The sequence below is a fragment of the Motilimonas sp. 1_MG-2023 genome, from assembly GCF_030547455.1.
In the GTDB taxonomy this organism is placed as follows: Bacteria; Pseudomonadota; Gammaproteobacteria; order Enterobacterales; family CBDFNC01; genus Motilimonas.
Genome location: NZ_JAUOPX010000007.1, coordinates 126,589 through 147,146, shown reverse-complemented (window position 1 = coordinate 147,146; position 20,558 = coordinate 126,589). Strand labels below are relative to the sequence as shown.

Annotated in this window: 20 protein-coding genes; 11 read left to right on the top strand and 9 right to left on the bottom strand. The window is 42.9% G+C overall.

Annotation, left to right across the window (positions count from 1 at the left end; all coding sequences use genetic code 11):
- Positions 1–8 precede the first annotated feature (8 nt).
- On the bottom strand, positions 9–443 hold the full coding sequence (locus tag Q4519_RS05740) for a hypothetical protein (protein WP_303510562.1): 435 nt from the start codon (positions 441–443) through the stop codon (positions 9–11).
- A 756-nt stretch (positions 444–1,199) separates the two neighbouring features.
- Between Q4519_RS05740 and Q4519_RS05735 the strand changes: the two genes are divergently transcribed.
- From Q4519_RS05735 to Q4519_RS05720, 4 genes are all read left to right on the top strand, one after another.
- Complete coding sequence (locus tag Q4519_RS05735; RefSeq protein ID WP_232801096.1) at positions 1,200–1,940, top strand: SDR family oxidoreductase; 741 nt, start codon at positions 1,200–1,202, stop codon at positions 1,938–1,940.
- A gap of 35 nt (positions 1,941–1,975) precedes the next feature.
- Positions 1,976–3,184 carry an acetyl-CoA C-acetyltransferase gene (locus tag Q4519_RS05730; protein WP_303510556.1) on the top strand — a complete coding sequence of 403 codons (1,209 nt, stop codon included), beginning with the start codon at positions 1,976–1,978 and terminating at the stop codon, positions 3,182–3,184.
- A gap of 87 nt (positions 3,185–3,271) precedes the next feature.
- On the top strand, positions 3,272–3,619 hold the full coding sequence (locus tag Q4519_RS05725; protein WP_232801100.1) for a phasin family protein: 348 nt from the start codon (positions 3,272–3,274) through the stop codon (positions 3,617–3,619).
- 58 nt (positions 3,620–3,677) lie between these two features.
- Positions 3,678–5,495: a class I poly(R)-hydroxyalkanoic acid synthase gene (locus tag Q4519_RS05720; protein WP_232801101.1), complete on the top strand. Its 1,818-nt coding sequence runs from the start codon at positions 3,678–3,680 to the stop codon at positions 5,493–5,495.
- 60 nt (positions 5,496–5,555) lie between these two features.
- Here Q4519_RS05720 and Q4519_RS05715 read toward each other — a convergent pair whose 3' ends face one another.
- From Q4519_RS05715 to purM, 4 genes are all read right to left on the bottom strand, one after another.
- A complete protein-coding gene (locus tag Q4519_RS05715; RefSeq protein ID WP_303510554.1) occupies positions 5,556–7,535 on the bottom strand; it encodes a S9 family peptidase in 1,980 nt (659 codons plus the stop codon).
- Between the two features lie 132 nt (positions 7,536–7,667).
- A complete protein-coding gene (locus Q4519_RS05710) occupies positions 7,668–9,650 on the bottom strand; it encodes a S9 family peptidase (protein WP_303510551.1) in 1,983 nt (660 codons plus the stop codon).
- 136 nt (positions 9,651–9,786) lie between these two features.
- Positions 9,787–10,431 carry a phosphoribosylglycinamide formyltransferase gene (purN, locus tag Q4519_RS05705; RefSeq protein ID WP_303510548.1) on the bottom strand — a complete coding sequence of 215 codons (645 nt, stop codon included), beginning with the start codon at positions 10,429–10,431 and terminating at the stop codon, positions 9,787–9,789.
- A gap of 8 nt (positions 10,432–10,439) precedes the next feature.
- Complete coding sequence (gene purM, locus Q4519_RS05700; protein ID WP_232801111.1) at positions 10,440–11,480, bottom strand: phosphoribosylformylglycinamidine cyclo-ligase; 1,041 nt, start codon at positions 11,478–11,480, stop codon at positions 10,440–10,442.
- 212 nt (positions 11,481–11,692) lie between these two features.
- Here purM and upp point away from each other — a divergent pair, with 212 nt between their 5' ends.
- The 4 genes from upp to hda all read left to right on the top strand — a co-directional run bounded on the left by upp (position 11,693) and on the right by hda (position 15,584).
- A complete protein-coding gene (upp, locus tag Q4519_RS05695) occupies positions 11,693–12,319 on the top strand; it encodes a uracil phosphoribosyltransferase (protein WP_232801112.1) in 627 nt (208 codons plus the stop codon).
- Between the two features lie 96 nt (positions 12,320–12,415).
- Complete coding sequence (locus tag Q4519_RS05690) at positions 12,416–13,627, top strand: uracil-xanthine permease family protein (protein WP_232801211.1); 1,212 nt, start codon at positions 12,416–12,418, stop codon at positions 13,625–13,627.
- Between the two features lie 120 nt (positions 13,628–13,747).
- Entirely contained in the window at positions 13,748–14,776 is a 1,029-nt protein-coding gene (locus Q4519_RS05685; RefSeq protein WP_303510544.1) for a DUF2066 domain-containing protein, read from the top strand.
- Positions 14,777–14,861: 85 nt separating this feature from the next.
- Positions 14,862–15,584: a DnaA inactivator Hda gene (hda, locus tag Q4519_RS05680; protein ID WP_232801115.1), complete on the top strand. Its 723-nt coding sequence runs from the start codon at positions 14,862–14,864 to the stop codon at positions 15,582–15,584.
- A 53-nt stretch (positions 15,585–15,637) separates the two neighbouring features.
- Here hda and Q4519_RS05675 read toward each other — a convergent pair whose 3' ends face one another.
- Together Q4519_RS05675 and arsC are read right to left on the bottom strand one after the other, a co-directional pair.
- Positions 15,638–16,021, bottom strand: a complete 384-nt coding sequence (locus Q4519_RS05675) for a DUF2069 domain-containing protein (protein ID WP_303510541.1) — start codon at positions 16,019–16,021, stop codon at positions 15,638–15,640.
- On the bottom strand, positions 16,021–16,371 hold the full coding sequence (arsC, locus tag Q4519_RS05670) for an arsenate reductase (glutaredoxin) (protein ID WP_303510539.1): 351 nt from the start codon (positions 16,369–16,371) through the stop codon (positions 16,021–16,023). The genes Q4519_RS05675 and arsC overlap by 1 nt, the downstream gene beginning before the upstream one ends.
- Before the next feature lie 61 nt (positions 16,372–16,432).
- On the opposite strand from arsC, the gene Q4519_RS05665 reads away from it, so the two are divergent.
- Positions 16,433–16,888: a TlpA disulfide reductase family protein gene (locus tag Q4519_RS05665; RefSeq protein ID WP_303510536.1), complete on the top strand. Its 456-nt coding sequence runs from the start codon at positions 16,433–16,435 to the stop codon at positions 16,886–16,888.
- Here the strand turns inward: Q4519_RS05665 and Q4519_RS05660 are convergent.
- Positions 16,885–18,285, bottom strand: a complete 1,401-nt coding sequence (locus Q4519_RS05660) for a M48 family metalloprotease (RefSeq protein ID WP_303510531.1) — start codon at positions 18,283–18,285, stop codon at positions 16,885–16,887. The two genes, Q4519_RS05665 and Q4519_RS05660, sit on opposite strands and share 4 nt — an antisense overlap.
- 230 nt (positions 18,286–18,515) lie before the next feature.
- Here Q4519_RS05660 and Q4519_RS05655 point away from each other — a divergent pair, with 230 nt between their 5' ends.
- Both Q4519_RS05655 and Q4519_RS05650 read left to right on the top strand, forming a co-directional pair.
- Positions 18,516–18,734, top strand: a complete 219-nt coding sequence (locus Q4519_RS05655) for a sulfurtransferase TusA family protein (RefSeq protein ID WP_232801122.1) — start codon at positions 18,516–18,518, stop codon at positions 18,732–18,734.
- Positions 18,735–18,765: 31 nt separating this feature from the next.
- Entirely contained in the window at positions 18,766–19,848 is a 1,083-nt protein-coding gene (locus Q4519_RS05650) for an AI-2E family transporter (RefSeq protein WP_232801124.1), read from the top strand.
- A 40-nt stretch (positions 19,849–19,888) separates the two neighbouring features.
- Here Q4519_RS05650 and bcp read toward each other — a convergent pair whose 3' ends face one another.
- The gene (gene bcp / locus Q4519_RS05645; RefSeq protein WP_232801125.1) at positions 19,889–20,356 is read right to left on the bottom strand and encodes a thioredoxin-dependent thiol peroxidase; all 468 of its coding nucleotides are present in this window, start codon (positions 20,354–20,356) and stop codon (positions 19,889–19,891) included.
- Positions 20,357–20,558: the final 202 nt, after the last annotated feature.

The following is a 20,558-nucleotide window of genomic DNA, read 5'->3' as shown; positions in this document are numbered from 1 at the left end:
TTGGGCTCCTATGATTTTGGCGAAACGAATTGGCTTAACCGGCCTTGGTGATCTTTCGTGGCAATCTCAAAATGATATTGACCTAGCGGTAACTCGAGATCCCAGCGGGTAATATTGGCCTCTAGTTCCATTTTCTGGCTTTGCGTTGTTGCGGTATTAGTCCAGCGCAATACATAAGCTGTGATTTCATTGTTAAGTAATGGTGAGCCATCAACTCGTTGCTGCGGTGCCGCCCAATCTAAGCGATAACTTATTGTGGACGGTGCTAAAGAGGGGGTTGGCTGCGCCTCAGGAGTGGGTGAAGGCGTTGAAGCAACATTTGGAGGAACGATATTGGAATCAGTATTATGAGTGCTATCGGGGTTGTTGCTACTTGATCCGCCACATGCAATAAGGACAAAACACATAGGCACGCTGCTGATAAATGTGAACAGTGGTTTCATTACGTTTCCAGACAAAGATATATTGTGATGTATAATATGCTATTTGTTGCATAATAGAGGTTTGCTAAGTAAGAAATATGATCTCGATCTTTTTTCGTTTTGCGTTGGCAGTGTTGCTTTGAGTTTAGAAAGTTGCGTCGTTAAGGCTGCTTTTTCTTAGGTCGTATGAAGCTTACCCTGTGATTATGGCGTTATACTTGTTGGGTGTACGCATGGGCTAAATTGCTCTAAGGAATGAATGATTTGTTAGTGGTGTAATATCTCGGCCAAATGGGATCTCAGATTGAATGAACCCCCTATGCGGACTTCCATTTATTTGTAAGGCAAAGCTGGGCAACTTTATTTCTGCTCTTTGTTGGGGTCAATTTGGCTAAATGGAGCGTTATTGTGAGCAGCGATAGTGCGCAACTGAGTAGGATAAAGCTGCTTATTAGGTTATTGTTTTGTTAATAAATGTAGTGTTTTTATGTCGTTATAGGATTTTTATTTAACATACTGGAAACATAATTGCGCTGTTATTGAGAGCTAGTCCTAATTTCTAGATGTAAGTTGCTCATTCAGTTACTTTCCCTCCCCATCTGTTCAAATACCAAACTACTATTAATAAAATTATCATGTAGTTGATTTAAATTTTATGTTGTCAATTAGGCTGGATGGCAAGAAATTAAGAAAAGTTGACTGTAATTCTGGCTCAGGCAGTACCAGATGTGGCTTCAGGCACTTTACATATGTGTGCATTGTTTATACGGAGTTTTAATGAAGAAGCTAGCTTTGATCACGGGTTCAAAAGGTGGTATCGGTTCGGCCATTACTTGTAAATTAGTATCAGAAGGTTATCGCGTGATAGCCGCGTACTACACTGGCAATCGTGATTGTGCAGAGAAATGGTTCAAAGAGCAGAATTTCACAGATGAACAGGTAAAACTGTTTGAATTAGATGTGTCTGATTCGGCCCAATGTGCGGAGCGTTTGAGTGCCTTGTTACAAGAAGAAGGCACCATTGATGTGTTGGTGAATAATGCTGGTGTCACTCGTGATAGTGTGTTTAAGAAAATGACCGCTGAACAGTGGCATGATGTTATTAATACCAACCTAAACAGCTTATTTAATGTTACTCACCCCTTATTTGCCGCGATGTGTGAAAAAGGCAACTGTCGTGTAGTGAATATTTCTTCTGTTAATGGTTTGCGTGGTCAATTTGGTCAAACTAACTATTCTGCCGCCAAAGCCGGCATGATTGGTTTTTCTAAAGCCCTTGCAGCAGAAGGGGCGCGTAGTGGCGTGACGGTAAACGTAGTGGCACCTGGTTACACTGGTACTCCGATGGTAACGGCGATGCGCCCTGAAGTACTTGAAAAAATTACCGGTGAAATTCCAATGAAACGCTTGGCTAGCCCTGAAGAAATTGCAGCGGCAGTAAGCTATTTAGTGAGTGATGCGGCGGCTTATATCACAGGTGAAACTTTGTCCGTTAACGGCGGCTTATACATGCACTAAGTGCAATGCAAAGAATAATTAAGGATCTGGTTGAGATGGAAAAAGTGTATATCGTTGCGGCTAAGCGCACCCCGATAGGCTCATTTTTGGGCAGTTTGAAAGATTTTGCTGCAGGTAAATTAGCGGCTGAGAGTATTAAAGGTGCAGTGGCGTCAATTGCATTGCCAGTGGACCAAATTGATGAAGTGATTGTGGGCAATGTGATTGCCGCAGGGCAGGGTATGAATGTAGGGCGTCAAGCGTCTATATTTGCTGATATTCCCGCTGAGGTACCAGCTTATACCGTGAATATGGTATGTGGTAGTGGCATGAAGGTGGTTATGGATGCCGTTTCTCACATTCGCGCAGGTGATGCGCAAGTAGTGGTTGCTGCAGGGGTGGAAGTGATGTCACAAATTCCATTTACAGTCCCTGCGTCAATGCGCCAAGGTCAAAAGATGGGTAACTTAGCTTTGACAGATTTACTCATTAACGACGGCTTAACGGATGTGTTTAACCAATATCACATGGGAGTGACCGCTGAAAATGTGGCCAAGCATGTGGGGGTTACGCGAGAAGAGCAAGATGAGTTTGCTCTCGCCAGTCAGCAAAAGGCGGTCGCTGCAATTGAAGCGGGTCGCTTTGTTGATGAAATTGTACCTGTTGAGATTGTTACTCGACGTGCGACCCAAACGTTTTCAGTAGATGAATATCCTAAAGCTGATGCCACGTTTGCTGGTTTAAGCGCTTTACGACCTGCATTTGATAAAGCCGGTACGGTGACAGCAGGTAACGCTTCGGGGATTAACGATGGTGCGAGCACTGTCATTGTAGCATCAGAAAGTGCGGTTAAGCGCCTAGGCTTAACACCATTAGCAGAGATCGTGAGTTGCGCACAAGTAGGCTTAGACCCTAGCTTAATGGGATTAGGCCCTGTTGGCGCAGTGACGTCTGCATTGAAGAAATCAAACTTATCTATAAACGATGTGAGTGTGTTTGAGCTTAATGAAGCATTCGCTGCACAAGCATTAGGTGTAGCGAAACAATTAGCATCAGATCACGAAGTGCCAGTGCAGTCTATTCTAGATAAAGCTAATTTTAATGGCGGCGCTATTGCCCTTGGTCATCCTTTAGGAGCATCAGGTAATCGAATTTTAGTTTCGTTGGTTCATGAGTTAGCGCGTCAGCAAGGGGATTACGGCGTTGCCTCTCTTTGCGTCGGCGGCGGCATGGGCACGGCGGTGTTAGTAAAACGTTGTTCTTAAAGCTGTTTGTAAGCTTTTTCATTAACTAGTTAGTGGCTATACACGCTTTATGTAAGGCGTGAAATTTTAAAACTCAGGAGATAAACCATGTATACCGATATGTTTAAATTGTTTAACGAGCAGTCAGAAAAAGCATTAGCACCTTACCTTAAATTCAACAAGTTAGTGGCTAAAAATGCAGAAGTATTAACGGAGCTACAATTAAACGCAGTGCGCACTTACAGTGAAATTGGCTTATCGCAAATGAAAGCAGCAACTGAAGTAAAGGATGTATCTTCTTTAGCGGTTTTCAATAGCAATCAAGTCGCTGCGCTTACACGCCTTTCTCAACAAATGATGGAAGACAGCAGCAAGTTACAAACGATTGCAAAAGAATTTAAGCAAGACGTTGAAGAATTGACAAATGAGAACATTAAAGCGGTAACACCTGCTTAATAATTGGCAAGCCAGCCACCTTATTTAGGGTGGCTTTTCCGTTCAAGAGGGTCAACTTATGTTTCAACACTTCTTCTCGGACTATCTTGTCAAATTGCAAGAAAGCAACCAGCAATGGTGGCAGGACTTTGAGCAAGGCAAGGGAGCCGTCAATTCTCCACTTAATCAGGCAATGAATGAAGTTGGCTTAAACGACTTCAATGAGTTGTTAAAAGGTGCCGCCAACCAACCTGCTGCGATGCTTGATTTGCAAATGCACTGGTGGCAGCAGCAAATGGAAATTTGGCAAAATGTTGTTATGCAAGAAACGGGTAAATCTTCCGTAATTGAAGCCGAGCGTGGTGATAAACGTTTTGCTGATAGTGCATGGCAAGAGCAAGCCATTTTTAATTTCATTAAACAGTCTTATTTACTGTTTAGCAAAACTTACCTCGACACGATTAATGCAGTGGAAGGGGTGGATCAGAAGACGAAAGAGCGTCTAGGCTTTTTCTCTCGTCAGATGATAAACGCAATGTCGCCAAGTAACTTTATTGCGACAAATCCAGAGCTATTAAAACTCACCCTAGAAAAGAATGGGGAAAACCTAGTAGAAGGCTTATCGCTATTACAGCAAGACATGGCGAATAGTGCTGATGTACTTAAGATCCGCATGACCAATAACGATGCGTTTAAACTGGGTGAAAATGTGGCTAACACACCTGGCGAAGTGGTGTTTAGAAATCAATTGTTTGAACTGATTCAATATCGCCCGACCACAGAAACCGTTCATGCTACGCCTTTGTTAATTGTGCCGCCGTTTATTAATAAATACTACATTCTAGATTTGCGCGAAAAGAACTCGATGATGCGCTGGTTGGTCGATCAAGGCCATACCGTATTTATGATGTCGTGGTGTAACCCGAGTGCGGCTCACGCTAATGTTGAATTTGGCGATTATGTAACTGAAGGTGTGGTCAAGGCGGTTTCAGCCATTGAAGAAATCACAGGCCAAGAGCAGATCAATGCCGCCGGTTACTGTATTGGTGGCACTGTATTAGCGTCAACAATCGCTTACTATGCCGCTAAGCGTATGAAAAAACGCATTAAGTCAGCTTCATTTTTCACAACGCTGTTAGACTTTTCCCAGCCCGGCGAAGTCGGTGCTTACATCAATGACACTGTGATAAGTGCAATTGAAATGCAAAATAACACCTTGGGCTATATGGACGGCCGTTCATTGAGTGTTACTTTTAGTTTGCTACGTGAAAATAGCTTGTACTGGAATTACTACGTTGATAATTACTTAAAAGGTAATAGTCCAGTTGATTTCGATTTACTGTATTGGAACAGTGATAGTACCAATGTTGCTGCCAGCTGCCATAACTTCTTATTACGTGAGCTTTACCTAGAAAATAAACTAGTACAGGACAAAGGCGTGAAGATTGGTGGGGTGTGGATTGATTTGGAGAAAATTAAAGTCCCCAGCTACTTTATTTCAACCAAAGAAGACCACATTGCACTGTGGCAAGGCACTTATCGTGGTGCGTTGCAAACGGGTGGCAATAAAACTTTCGTGCTTGGTGAGTCTGGCCATATCGCGGGCGTGGTTAATCACCCAGATAAAAACAAATATGGTTTTTGGACCAATGAGGCGATGCCAGATAATGCTGAAGAGTGGTTTGACAGCGCTGCGCACAATGATGGTTCTTGGTGGCCGCACTGGCATCAATGGCTATTGGGCTTTAACCCTGACGAGCGGGTTGAGCCTTATCAAATTGGCGCTGCTAACTACCCTGTTCTTTGTAGTGCTCCAGGCGTGTATGTGAAACAAACCTTACCAGTTGAAGCTGCGCCAGAGGTGGTTGAAACCCAAGAGTTTGCTGCCATGGTTTAGATTCAGCTTGCATGAGCTAAAAAGCGTGGCAGGGTGCCACGCTTTTTTATTTCCGCAAAATTAGATACGATTATTAGCAGGGCAGCTTGCTAAAAAATCAATCATCTCATCATAAAAATGTTGCTGGTTCTCTTCTTTATCAAAACCATGCCCTTCATCTTGTTTCAACATGTATTTTACTTCTACTCCACGTTTACGCAGTGCATTGACTATTTGATCTGACTCCTGCTGTTTAACGCGAGGGTCTTGAGCGCCTTGCGCCACAAACAAGGGGGCTTTGATCTTGTCCACATGGTAATACGGGGATATTTCTTTCAATTTCTTAATATCGGTATAAGGGTTACCGACATTCTCAAGCCAAGATTCTCGGCTCATCCCCCAAGATTCATCCATATTCATTAAGAATGTATGCAGGTTAGATATGCCAACATAATCTACTCCGCAGGCATATAAATCAGGGGTAAAGGTTAAGCCAGCTAAAGTGGCATAGCCGCCATAGGACGCGCCGTAGATCATCACTCTTTTAGGATCGGCAATCCCCTGTTCGATAAGCCACTCTACCCCGTCGGTAATATCATGCTGCATACTTCCAGTACCAAACTGGTGAAAACCGGCGGCAACAAAAGAGCGGCCATAGCCACCTGAGCCGCGATAATTGATTTGTAAAACGCCGTACCCTTGGCTTGCTAGTAGCTGCGTCTCTGGATTATATTCCCATTTGTCGAGCACACCAAAAGGTCCGCCGTGAGGATGAATTACGACGGGTATAGATTTTTTAGCGTTATTTGGCATTGTTAACAAGCCATTCAATCTTCGACCATCACGCGTCATAAATTGTACAGTTTTCACTTCAGCTAACGGGATATCGTTAAGCCAAGGATAGGCATTTGGCAAGGTCGTGATTGATAAAGTGCTAGTATCTAATTTTGCGTAGCGACCTGGCCTTTGCGGCGATTTGTCATTTAATAATAGGATTTTTCCATCATCAGACAAAGAGATTACTCGGTAGTGTTTTGAGAATTTTTCAGTTATTACTTGATCAAGTTCCTTAGCCTGTTGAGATAGAGGGAGTAATACGCCTTTGTCTCTCTGGTAGTAGACCCAAGATAGTTGTGTATCATTGGGTAATACACCAGCCGATAAAATATCGTATCCTGCCCTTGAAATAATAGGCATCATCGCGAAAGTATCAGTATTGAATTTGACAACTCTAATCGTGTTAGAGCGATGGTTGGTTCGGACAATCATTTCGTTTTTATCATCATTGAATTTAATAACAGAAAAAACGGTACCACTATTTAAAGTAACAAAAGGGCGAAACGTTAAATCATTCGGACCTCGGTAATGATATTCGAGCTTTTCAAATTTATTGTCATCATTTGGATGCCAGCGTGCTTTGATTCGAGCGTTGCCATTATCATCGTATATGGGAGCCCACAAGGTGTCGCTGAGTGAATATTCCGAGGTTAATTTTTTTGTTTTAATGTTGATTGAATACTGTAAAAAGTGGCTTTTATTTTGTTTATTCAATAATAAGTGAATCTGACCTGGTTGGTTTTTGACCCGTTGAATATTGGCAGCACGGGTATTCTCATAGGGCGTCAGGTTAGTTGTTAACCCGCTGCTAATATCTACGGCATATAAGTGAAAATTTTCATCACCATTTTTATCTTGTAAGTAACCAATGTGGTGGTTATCTAACCATAAGTAATAATCTAAGTCTTGATCTACAAAGCGCGTTAACTGTTTATCGGTGCTAGGGTTGGGAATATTATCATGAGAAACAAATACCTGCATTCTGCCTTGCTGGTCTCGAGCTAAATAACCTAACTTCTCTCCATCAGGAGACAATACATAATGCCCAACTTGAGCTTTTTTAAAGAATAGCTCAACAGCTTTATGTTTAACTTGATATTGTCCTGACAACTCGGGCAGTGAATGGGCTTGTTGAGTATCTAAAGAAGTTTCAGGTTGAGTATCGGTTGTATTAGCACAACCACTTAATAATCCCACTAATATAAGGCTGGCTAGTCGTATCATTTTTTACATCCCTCAAAAAAATTGAGGGGAAGGTTACATTTACCATAATTTGATGTAAAGGCATAATATGTCGTATTACATTATTTGTTAAAAACCGCCAGCTATAGAGAAGGCGGTTTTTATTTCCGTAAATTAGATACGATTATTAGCAGGGCAGCTCGCTAAAAAATCAATCATCTCATCATAAAAATGTTGCTGGTTCTCTTCTTTATCAAAACCATGCCCTTCATCTTGTTTCAGCATGTATTTTACTTCTACTCCACGTTTACGCAGTGCATTGACTATTTGATCTGACTCCTGCTGTTTAACGCGAGGGTCTTGAGCGCCTTGCGCCACAAACAAGGGGGCTTTGATCTTATCAACATGGTAATACGGGGATATTTCTTTCAATTTCTTAATATCGGTATAAGGGTTACCGACACTCTCAAGCCAGAATTCTCGGCCCATTCCCCAAGATTCATCCATGTTCATTAAGAGCGTATGTAAGTTTGAAGGACCGACGTAATCAACACCACAGGCATATAAATCAGGGGTAAAAGTTAAGCCCGCTAAGGTGGCGTAACCACCATAAGACGCGCCGTAGATCATTACTCTTTTAGGATCGGCAATACCCTGTTCAATAAGCCATTTCACTCCATCGGTAATATCATGTTGCATACCACCAGTACCAAATTGATGAAAGCCAGCCTTAAAGAACGCTTTACCATAGCCACCTGAGCCGCGAAAGTTAATTTGTAATACGCCGTAACCTTGATGTGCTAGCATTTGCACTTCTGGGTTATAGCCCCAAGTGTCGAGTACCCCAAATGGCCCACCATGGGGTAAGATGACAATAGGTAGGTTAGTTTTCTCTTTATTACGAGGTAAGGTTAGCAGGCCATGAATAGTTAAATCATCTCGCGCTTGGAATTGAATTGGACGCATGTCGCTTAAGTGTTCGGGCTTTAACCAAGGCGAGGCTTTGCCTAGCGCAGTAAAGCTTTGCGTTTCGGTATCAAATAACATGTACTCTACGGGAATGTTGGCATCGGTATTGGCTAATATCACTTTTTTGCCATCTTGGGTTATCGAATTAACCGTGAAGTGAGTCGAGAATTTTGATTCGATAACTTGATATAACTTTTTTGTCGTAGGCGATAGAGGCTGTAATTTACCTTTGCCTTCGGCAAAGTAGACCCACGAAAGTTCATTGTCTTGCGGGATAAAGCCTGCGCCCAATACATCATAATCGGCATGTTCAAACACGGTCGCCATTTGGCGAGTATCCATATCGAATTTAACGACCCTTACTTTGTCGGAGTTGTGGTTAGTTAAAGCAAAGATTTCGTTAGTCGCATCATTAAAGTGGATGATTGAGAAGTCTTCGTCTTTGTTTACGGTAATTAGTTTACTAAAGGTCATGTCGCCTGGATGACGATAATGGTATTCCACTTTTTCATATTTATCATCGTTAGGTGCCCAGCGCGACTTAATTCTGGCGAAACCATCTTGGTCGTATACTGGGTCCCATAATTCATCAGACCAAGCAAACTCGGGGGTAATTTTCTGTGTTTTGATGTCTAGGCTGTATGGATAAAAGTAGCGCTTATCCTGTTTGTTCATGTAGAAGATTATTTTGCCGGGTTTGTTTTTGATTCTCTGTACGCCAGCAACCCGCGTAGATGGGAAAGGGGTAAGGTTAGTGATTTTCCCTGAGTGTATGTTAATCATGTTAAGTTGATAGTTTTCATCACCATCATTGTCTTGGTAATAGCCCAAGTGCGCGTCATCTAACCATAAATAGCCGTCTAGGTTTTGACTGGTCACTTGCGTTAATTGCTTGTCTTGTTGCCCACCCATTTTCAAGAATAACTGCATTCTTCCTTGTTCATTTCTAGCTAAATAACTGATGTGCATACCATTGGGTGATAATTGGAAGTTACTGATAGCTGGTTTCTTAAAGAAAAGGTCAACGGCTTGATGCTTAACTTGATAAGGCCCAACTAGTGCAGGCATTGAATCAGCTTGTTGAGTATCAGAAGTTGCGCTAGGTGTGCTTGTAGTGTCGTTTGTTGTATTGGCACAGGCGCTTAATAGTCCAGCCAATAGTAAACAAGGTAGCAGCTTGGTTTCCATAAAATATCCTTAAATAGCTAGATTAAGAATATTCTATTTTCATTTTTTATTGATGTAAAGACATAATATGTCAGAGGCGTCATAAATAAAAACCCTGCAGTGCAGGGTTTTGTTTTAGGATTCGTGGCAATAAAACTTAGTCGTTGGCATAACCTGGTTCAGGCAGTTCAGCGCCGTCAAGCACTGCTTTACCATTTTGCATACTAAGGCGATTGTTAATAAACCACTTCACTGCTAATGGGTAAATTCGATGCTCTTGGTCTTGTACACGTGCAGCTAAGTCTTCAGCTTGATCTTCAGAAAATACCGGCACCTTAGCTTGTAAAATCACCGGGCCACCGTCTAATTCTTCAGTGACAAAGTGCACACTGGCGCCATGCTCCTCATCTTTAGCATCAATAGCGCGCTGGTGGGTGTTTAAGCCTTGGTACTTAGGCAGCAAAGATGGATGAATATTCAACATTTTTCCTGCGTAATGTTGCACAAACGCAGGCGTTAGAATACGCATAAAGCCAGCCATCACTATTAAATCAGGCTGATACTTATCTATCTCGCTGATTAAAGCTTGGTCGTATTGTGCGCGATCTGTGATGCCTTTACTGGCGACAACGGATGTTGCGATACCCGCATTCGTTGCCCGCTCAAGGCCATACGCTTCGGCTTTGTTACTGATCACAGCAACAATGTTACCAAGCTCATCACTCAGATGAACTTGGTCGATGATGGCTTGCAAGTTACTGCCGCTACCAGAGATTAATACCAGTATTTTCTTACTACTCATGACGAACCTTAGTTTATTACGACTTGTTGCTCGCCATCTGCAGCGTTTTCAATGTGACCAATTAACCAAGCGTTTTCACCTAGGCCAGTTAATAGCTCAAGCGCTTTTTCTTTGTCGGCATCAGCAACGGCGATGATCATACCAACACCACAGTTAAAGGTGCGGTACATTTCTTCAGTTTCAACGTTACCGTTTTCTTGTAACCAGTTGAAAATTTCAGGCCACTGCCAGCTACTGCCATCGATAACCGCTTTGGTGTTTGCAGGAAGTACACGTGGGATATTTTCCCAGAAGCCACCACCCGTAATGTGTGATAGGGCGTGTACGTCAGTTTGCTTGATCAGTTCAAGCACTTGCTTAACGTAAATGCGAGTCGGCTCAAGTAATGCTTCACCTAAAGTGGTATCACCAAAAGCTTGGCTAGTATCAGCGCCAGATACTTCTAGGATCTTACGAACTAATGAGTAACCGTTTGAGTGTGGGCCACTCGAACCCAGTGCAATTAGTGCATCGCCAGCAGCGACTTTAGTGCCGTCAATTACTTCTGATTTTTCAACTACGCCCACACAAAAACCAGCGATGTCAAAATCGTCGCCTTCATACATGCCTGGCATTTCAGCTGTTTCGCCGCCGATTAATGAACAGTTTGACAGTTCACAACCCGCGCCAATACCTGTAACAACTTCAGCGGCAACATCAACATTAAGTTTGCCAGTTGCGTAGTAGTCAAGGAAAAATAGTGGCTCAGCACCTTGAACAATCAAGTCATTTACACACATAGCCACTAGATCGATACCGACTGTGTCGTGCTTTTTCAAGTCAATGGCGAGACGTAGCTTAGTGCCTACACCATCTGTGCCAGCAACCAATAATGGTTCTTTGTAACCAGCAGGAATTTGGCAAAGCGCGCCAAAACCACCTAGACCACCCATAACTTCAGGTCGTTTAGTACGTTTGCTTACACCTTTAATGCGTTCTACAAGAGCGTTACCCGCGTCGATATCTACGCCAGCATCTTTATAACTCAAGGAAGTGGTTTTGTTGCTCACAGAAGTCCCTCACCCATAACCAGACATTGTATTGTTAATGACAGTGTGCCACTAACTGGTAAAAATTCGCGGGTATTTTAGCAGGGCTAGAGCACGAGTAGAAATTTTTCTGTGTATTAATGCGCAAATTTATAAATATAGCGAGGTTGAAGAGGAGGTTTTTGCTAATATTGGTGGAATTTTTGCAGTTTTATCGTGTATTGGAGTTAAAAATGAAAGTTACTGAAGTTAAACACCCACTAATTCAACATAAACTAGGGTTAATGCGTGAGGCTAATATTAGTACTAAACGCTTCCGTGAATTAGCGCGTGAAGTGTCAGCATTGCTTACTTATGAAGCAACTTCCGATTTAGCCCTTGAAGACGTGAATATTCAAGGCTGGTCTGAAGAGATTACCGTACAGCAAATTAAAGGTAAAAAAATAACCGTTGTGCCAATTCTGCGTGCTGGTTTAGGCATGATGGATGGTGTGCTTGAGCACATGCCCAGTGCCAAAATTAGCATGGTCGGGATTTACCGTGATGAAGAAACCCTACAACCTGTGCCGTATTTCGAGAAACTAGTGAATCAAATTGATGATCGTTTAGCGCTCGTGGTAGACCCTATGTTGGCAACGGGTGGATCAATGATTGCGACGTTAGATCTACTCAAGAAAAAGGGCTGCTCTAACATTAAAGTATTGGTTATTGTGGCAGCGCCGGAAGGTCTTGCGGCAGTTGAAGCGGCGCATCCTGATATTGAGCTATACACCGCCTCTATTGATGATGGATTAAACAAGCACGGTTATATTATGCCAGGCTTAGGCGATGCTGGTGATAAGATTTTTGGCACCAAATAATCAACTCACGTTGCAATTAATTATTCAGGAGGAATTATGGCTCAGATAGACGGGTCTGCAACTGCAAGTGAGTCGAATAAGACACAGGGAATGGTAATGACGAGCCAGTGGCAAACCGCATTAGCAGGTTCACAAATGCTCTTCGTCGCCTTTGGTGCGTTGGTGCTTATGCCGTTGATCACGGGATTAGATCCTAACGTGGCTTTATTCACTGCGGGTATTGGTACGTTATTGTTTCAATGGGTGACTAAGCGTCAGGTGCCGATATTTTTAGCATCGTCATTTGCTTTTATTGCGCCTATTTTGTATGGCGTACAAACTTGGGGCATTCCCGCGACTATGTCGGGTTTAATGGCTGCGGGTGTGGTTTACATGTTAATGGCGGGCTTTGTGAAAGTGCGCGGCAGTGAATTTATTCATCGTATTTTACCTCCTGTGGTAGTGGGCCCAGTGATCATGGTGATAGGCCTTGGTTTGGCACCCGTTGCAGTGAATATGGCAATCGGTAAAACCGGTGATGGCTCGGCTGTGCTAATGGAACAAAGCACTGCGATGATTATTTCGTTATCGGCTTTAGTGGTCACCTTGTTAATGTCGACTATGGCAAAAGGTATTTTCAAGTTAGTGCCCATTTTTGCCGGTGTGGTGGTGGGATATGTGCTGGCCATCGCGTTTGGCCAAGTGGATTTTTCTCCCATTACTAATGCTAAATGGTTTGGCATCCCTAACTTTGTGGCGCCAGAATTTAGCTGGCAAGCTATTTTGTTTATGTTGCCTGTTGCTATTGCGCCCGCAGTTGAACACGTCGGAGATATCTTGGCGATTGGTAATGTAACGAAAAAAGATTACCTGAAAAAGCCAGGCCTACATCGCACTCTATTTGGTGATGGCGTCGCAACGGCGGCTGCGGCTTGTTTTGGCGGTCCACCTAATACAACTTACTCCGAAGTCACAGGGGCGGTGATGCTAACGCGTAACTTTAATCCTGTTGTAATGACTTGGGCAGCGGTGTTTGCTATTGCTTTGGCCTTTGTTGGCAAATTTGGCGCGGTATTACAAACCATTCCTCCTGCTGTTATGGGCGGGATCATGATGTTGCTGTTTGGTACCATTGCTTCAGTGGGGTTAAATACACTGATCCGTCATCAAGTGGATTTAAGCAAAGCACGTAACCTTTGTATTGTGTCTGTGGTATTGATTTTTGGTATCGGTGGTATGGCATTTGGGGTGGGGTCGTTTAGCTTACAAGGCGTGAGCTTGTGTGGGTTAGTGGCGATTGCGCTTAATTTATTACTGCCAAAAAATTGATTTTGTTAAAGCGATCCATGGTTAGCACCTGCTTGATTAATCAGAATTGATATTTAAGAAAAAGCCCGAGCTCTGTTAAGATCTCGGGCTGTTGTTTTTATAGATAGGAAATCAGAGCCCGTGTTTAAGGTAAAAGGTGTCATTAGCTGTTTGATATTGGTGGCAAGCTGGCTAAATGTAGCGTCAGCCGAAAATATATATCAGGTAGAAGTAAATGCTGGGGCTAATGTTTCAAACAAAGAGCTAGTTGATACAGCATTTGAACGGATCATGCTTAAAGTGACCGGTCGTTACGACACGCTAGATAACGAAATACTTCTTAAATACTTACCACCTTTACCCGATCTTGTTCATCAGCAAACCGTTATGGGTGATGGCCGAGCTCTATTTGAGTTTAATTCTTTTAAAGTGAATCAGTTACTGCGCCAAGCACAAATTTCAGTGTGGCCGACGCCCAGACCCAACACTCTATTTTGGGTGGTTCAAGACCAAGACGATCAGAAAACCTTGCTGTCAGAGCACGCCGCTGCAGGCTTAATTACGGGGTTAAAAGAAGGGGCGCAAGTGCGCGCCATGCCGATCACCTTTCCTTTACTCGACTTTGACGATTTAAATCAAATATCAATAACGGATGTATGGGGTCGCTTTTTAACGCCCGTTGTCACAGCCAGCCAGCGCTATAACGTCGACTATATCGTCCTGATAAAAGCTACTTTAGCTGGACGATATAGTCAGCTTACCTGGCAATTAATTGATGCCCAAGGTTTGCCTTTATTACAAGGGGAAGAAGTGGGTTTGGTTGAGGACAGCAGTGTGCAAGTGAGTCATCAACTAGCTGATTATTTTGTTGGCCAATCTTCACGGGTATTAGCGGCCAGCGATGATGATTACGTAGTGGTACAGGTTGAAAATGTTAATGCAATGGCTGATGTGGTTATGGTCAAACGCTTTTTTCAGCAGTTGTCTAATGTGAGTAAGGTAACACTTAAAACTATTGCGCCCGGTAATATGCAATTACAACTTCAACTGATGGGTAGCCAAGAAGAGTTAAAGCAAACGATCGCCATGCACTCAAACATGACTGAGATTGAGCAAGATATTGAAGGGGTTGATTTAAGTTGGCGCTGGCAAGTAATAGATCATGAATAATAGGGACCTATTCGGCCGCTGCCTTTTGCCCATTATTGTTGCTAATGTTACACTGGGCGCCACACGATGCGATTAAGAATGATTAGTGGAACAGCATAACCCTTCACAGCTTTCGCTGTCAGTGCAATTACCCGATGATGAAACGTTTGCCAGTTTTTATCCGGGAGATAATTCCCAACTGTTAACTGCACTGAAAAATGCAGCCATCGGACAGGGGGACGACGTCATTTATTTATGGGGTACAGAAGGATCGGGTCGTTCTCATCTACTCCATGCAACTTGTGCCGAAGCTAATGACAGTGGCCAAGCAGCTGCTTATGTCCCACTCGATTTACATCATATGATGAACCCAGAAATGCTAGATGGGATGGAGAACATGCCCCTTATTTGCATTGACTCTCTGGAAGCAATAGCGGGAAATGCGCAATGGGAACAAGCGTTATTTAATCTTTATAATCGTTGTTTAGAAAAAAAAGCCCATACCGAGCTAACGAATTGCCTGATTTTTACTGGTAATAATAGCCCGAAGAATTTAGGTCTTTCGTTACAAGATTTAATATCACGGTTGGAATGGGGCACTGGCTATCGAATTAATCATTTAGATGATGAGGCTAAGCTTGGTGCGCTACAATTACGTGCACAGCTGCGTGGCTTTAAATTACCTGTGGAAGTAGGGCGATTTCTGTTAAATCGATTAAGCCGTGAAATGGCCATGCTGTTGAAGACGTTAGATCACCTTGATAGCGCATCAATTGCAGCGCAACGCAAATTGACCATTCCCTTTGTTAAAGAAACCCTTCATCTATAGTCAAGGTTATCGGCGCTGTGCCTTACTAAAGCATCAGCGCCGTTGTGTTACGGCTACTTTGGCTCTTTTGGTTTACGAATACTCAAACCTAATTCTCGGCCGCGGTATTTGGCATAGTAAACACTGCCAATAAAAAAAGTGGTGGCTAATATTAGCTCGATAACAGCTAACCAACGCTCATTCGGATCGGCGATGATCAGGGTGATACTATGTAGAAAATACCACAAGCTAATAAAACTCGCCCAAGCGTAAGTATATGGATTGCCTTTTAAAATGCCACGTAACGGGAATAATAAAGGAACCAACCACATTGCTAGCATGAGAATGGGACTTATCCCTGCAGGGGGCGGCGAAAGCCATAGGTGCCAAAGCGGCACGTAAATGAGTAAGCCGAAATAGCCGGCTTTCGCGATAGTTCGATAATGTTGCGTTTGCATTAAAAAAGATCCAATACTTGCTCAGGCGGGCGGCCTAGCGCGGCTTTGTCACCATAAATGACGATAGGGCGCTCAATGAGCTTTGGGTTTTCAACCATGGCATTGAGTAATACTTTTTCATCAACTTCATCTTTAAGGGCAAGCTCTTTGTATAACGTTTCTTTGGTACGTATGAGCTGGCGAGCAGTGTCAAACCCCAATTTTTTTACTATTTCGCTGAGCAATGTCGTGCTCAGTGGCGTGGAGAGATACAGCACGATTTCAGGCTGCAGGCCTTGTGCTTCTAATAGGGCGAGTGTTTCTCTGCTCTTTGAGCAACGTGGATTGTGATAAATTTGCACTTGTGACATGCTGACGCTCCATATTCAGTAATATTGGTATTGTAACCAAAGGGACATGAGTTTAGTAGTGATGAAAATACGCAACCTGATCTTGCTTAGTGTTTTAGTTTTGACTGCTTGCGGCCAAGCAGAATTAACCTTATCTAATGGTCAACCCGCTAATTTGGCCGATTATCGTGGCCAATGGCTGTTGGTAAATTATTATGCGGATTGGTGTAAGCCCTGCATTAAAGAGCTTCCGGCTCTTGATAAGTTTGGCTTAGCTTCAGAGCAACGGCAAGTGATCGCAGTGAGTTATGATAATTTGCCTTTAGCTGAACTACAAACCAGTTGGCAACAGAGAAATGTATCGTTTCTATTTGCGCGGGTGGAGGTGGGTGACTTCACGTTGCCAAGGCCTAAAGTGCTGCCAACTACCTATGTGCTAAACCCCCAGGGAGAGTTGGTACAAACATTGGTCGGTGAACAGGATTTAAGCAGTTTGAATCAGCACTGGCAGAGCCTTAGCGCTGCGACTGCGCCTTAAGATCGCAGCTCATCTAAGGCAGCTTGTGCTTGCTTAAATTGTTCAATTCGAGCCTCTATTCTCGCGCGATCAAGATTATTATTGGTTTCGACACCCGCGCTGGTTAATTCATCAATGGCTTTTCTATAATCGCCATGTAAAGCAAGGTATTCAGCCCTCGCTTGATAAGCTTTACCTAAATTACCAAGACCTTGATTCACTTTAATCGCCATGGACCAAGCTAACGCATTATCTGGTTGCTGGCGTAAAAATTTGTCGAGGACGACCAACGCTTTTTCATAGTCCTTCTTTTCCATATAGGTGTTAATTAGGTTGATCACAACCACAGAGTTATTTGGCATTTCTCGGTAGAGAATAGATAAACGGTCAATTGCTTGTTGGTGGCGGTTTTGTGCAATATCTAAATCTGTCTTTGTATCGATATAAAACAAGTTTCGTGGCGATTGGGCTAATAATTCATCGATTATCTTCTCAGCCTCTGAGTATTTTTCGATTTGTATTAACGCCAAACTCTTACCATAAAGTGCAGCCGCCTCTAACTTGTAATCTTTGTTTTTAATCTGATTGTTAAAAAAACTTAAGCTCGTGTTGCCTGACATATTGGAATACCTGGCTTCTATTCGGGCTTTGGCTAATTGGTAAGACAAACTAGGCGATATTTTTTTGCTCGGGAATTGGGCGGCGCGGTTACGAGACTCCGCGACCCTTGTTTCCGGTAAAGGGTGTGTGAGTAGCATTTGCGGCGGCTTGCTTGAATAGCGATATTGCGCTGACAATTTACCAAAAAAGCCAGCCATTTCTCTCGGGTCAAACCCACTTTGGCTCAAGGTCTGAATGCCAATTCGGTCTGCTTCAAACTCATGGGTGCGGGTGTAATTGATGTTAGCTTGCATATTAGCCGCAATGCTGGTTTGTAACATTGCAAGGCCTGCTTCAGGGGAAACGAGTGCCAGTAATAAAGAGCCCGCCATCGCGGCTAGCGTGGCGGGGTTGCTGCGCGATTGTGCTTCCATCATTCGCGCTAAATGGCGCTGTGTAACATGGGCTATTTCATGTGCGACAACAGAAGCCAGTTGGCTTTCATTATCTGCATATAAGAATAAGCCAGTATGAATTTTGACGTAGCCGCCAAAAAAAGCGGCAGCGTTTATTTCATTATCTTGAATTAAAAAGAAATTAAATGGAAATTTCACCGAGTCGGCGTGAGCAACTAAGGTGTGGCCAAGATCAGTAATATATTCAACTAAAACGGGATCATATACTACAGGTAGGCCGCCTCGAGCCATTACGCTAAATGCTTTACCATATTGAATCTCTTTTTCTATGGTTAATGCGCTGGCGCCTGCTGTGCCTATTTCTGGTAAATTGGCATGAGTAGTGCTGCTTGCAGCGAACAAAAGGATTCCTGATATAAGCGAGGTTAAGGCTGATTTTGCAAACACGAAGTCATCTCAATTACAGTGATGACTGCAGCATAAACGCTCTTATGGGGCAGGTGCAAGGTTCGTTGAATTAAAATTGGTCGCTAACAATTAAATATGCTCCATATGTGGATATCGTTTGTGTTGTTATTTGATTGCCCTGATAATGAGAGGGTTGTTTTGTGATTGGGAACAATGAGTAAAATATGACCACTTTAGATTGCCGAGATCTTTCTTGTCCAATGCCTTTAATCAATATGCGCCAGTGGTTGGCGAAAGCCCATCCTCCAGCACAGTTAACTTTATTGGTCAGTGATCCCGGTTCAAAACAGGATATTCCACGTTATTTAATGAAGCACGGTATTCCATTTGAGCGTGAAGAGCTGCCCAGGGCAGCCTTGTCATTGGTGATTTTTTTAGCGTGATAAATGAGTGATATAGGAGTCGTTTCGGCTTATGTTTGATGTTTTTTCTCGATGGTATAAAGATAGGTTTTCTGATCCCCATGCGGTGACCTTAACTATCTTGTTGGTTTTTGGCTTTAGTGTGGTGTTCTTTTTCGGCTCATTACTGGCTCCGTTACTGGCGGCGATAGTGATCGCCTATTTACTCGATTGGCCTGTTTGTTCATTGCAACGATGGGGGGTTAATCGTACCGGCGCCGCTATTATTGTGTTATTGGCTTTTGTTGGGTTTACGGTACTCGCCTTACTGGGTTTAGTGCCTACTGTGGTTAAACAAGGCGCCAACTTTATACGTGAGTTACCTTATATGCTTAACCAAACCCAAGGTTATTTACTGACGTTGCCTGAGAAATATCCCGAAATGGTGGATGCTGAAATGGTGTCGACTGTTGTTGATAATATTCGGGATAAATTAATCAGTAGTGGTGAAGCAATCGTTTCTTTTTCATTGGGGTCGTTGATTAATTTAGCTGCGTTGCTGGTTTATTGTATTTTAGTGCCTTTATTGGTGTTTTTTATGCTCAAGGATAAAACGGAGTTAACACAAAATGTTACCCGCTTTTTACCAGAAAATCGCCAATTGGCAACGCAAGTTTGGGTTGAGATGAACAGCCAGATCATCAATTATATTCGTGGAAAAGTGGTTGAAATTTTGATTGTTGGCAGTGTTAGTTATGTTGCATTTGCTGTGCTTGATTTACGCTATTCTGCGTTGTTGGCGGTGTTGGTAGGCCTGTCGGTATTAATTCCCTTCATTGGCGCAGCAGCTGTGACGGTTCCCGTTGCGTTAGTGGGCGTGTTTCAGTGGGGGTTTACTTCTGAGTTTCTCTATTTAATGATAGCTTATGGTGTCATTCAAGCCCTTGATGGCAACGTACTCGTGCCGGTTTTATTCTCTGAAGCGGTGAATTTACATCCTGTTGCTATTATTGTCGCGGTACTTGTATTTGGTGGGGTATGGGGTTTTTGGGGAATATTTTTTGCAATTCCTTTGGCAACCTTAGTGAAAGCAGTTGTTAATGCTTGGCCATCGGATAAAGCCAAAGCGGCTGAGTCATTAGCTTCTGCTGAGTAAATAAATGTTGCTCCCGTCTTATTGAGCGGGAGCAATGGTTTTATTTGCTTGCTAAGTAATCCATTACGACTTGATGGTGCTCTTTAGTTTTAAATTTATTAAACACATGTTCAATGTTGCCTTGTTCATCAATCAAAAAGCTGATGCGATGGATCCCGTCATATTCTTTACCCATAAATTTTTTCAGGCCCCATACTCCAAACGCATCGGCAATCTTATGGTCTTCATCTGAAAGTAAGTCGAAGTTTAAATTGTCACGTTCAACAAACTTGGTCAGACGTTTCACGGCATCAGGACTAATGCCCAATACCACTAAATTGTTATCAGCCCATTGCGCTTTGCTGTCACGCAAGCCACAAGCTTGGGTGGTACAGCCGGGGGTCATTGCTTTGGGGTAAAAGTACACCAGTACTTTCTTGCCTTTTAAGTCTGCTAAAGACACAGTTTGGTCGTTTTGATTTTGTAAACTAAACAGCGGGGCTTTATCACCAGCAACAAGTGTTTGCATGTTTTACTCCATAATTAATAGTGCGCTTTCGGCCTTCTATACCTATTTCACCAAGTTCTTGGATCAATAAATAGTAATATATTACTTTGATAAGCTTTGCAGGCAAGGATTCGTGTTAGAAAACGTATCTGTAATTTGTTGTACTGTGGTATCTTTTATTGCTGTTTTCTAGTTTATTGCAAGAGTGTGACGGGCTAGCTCT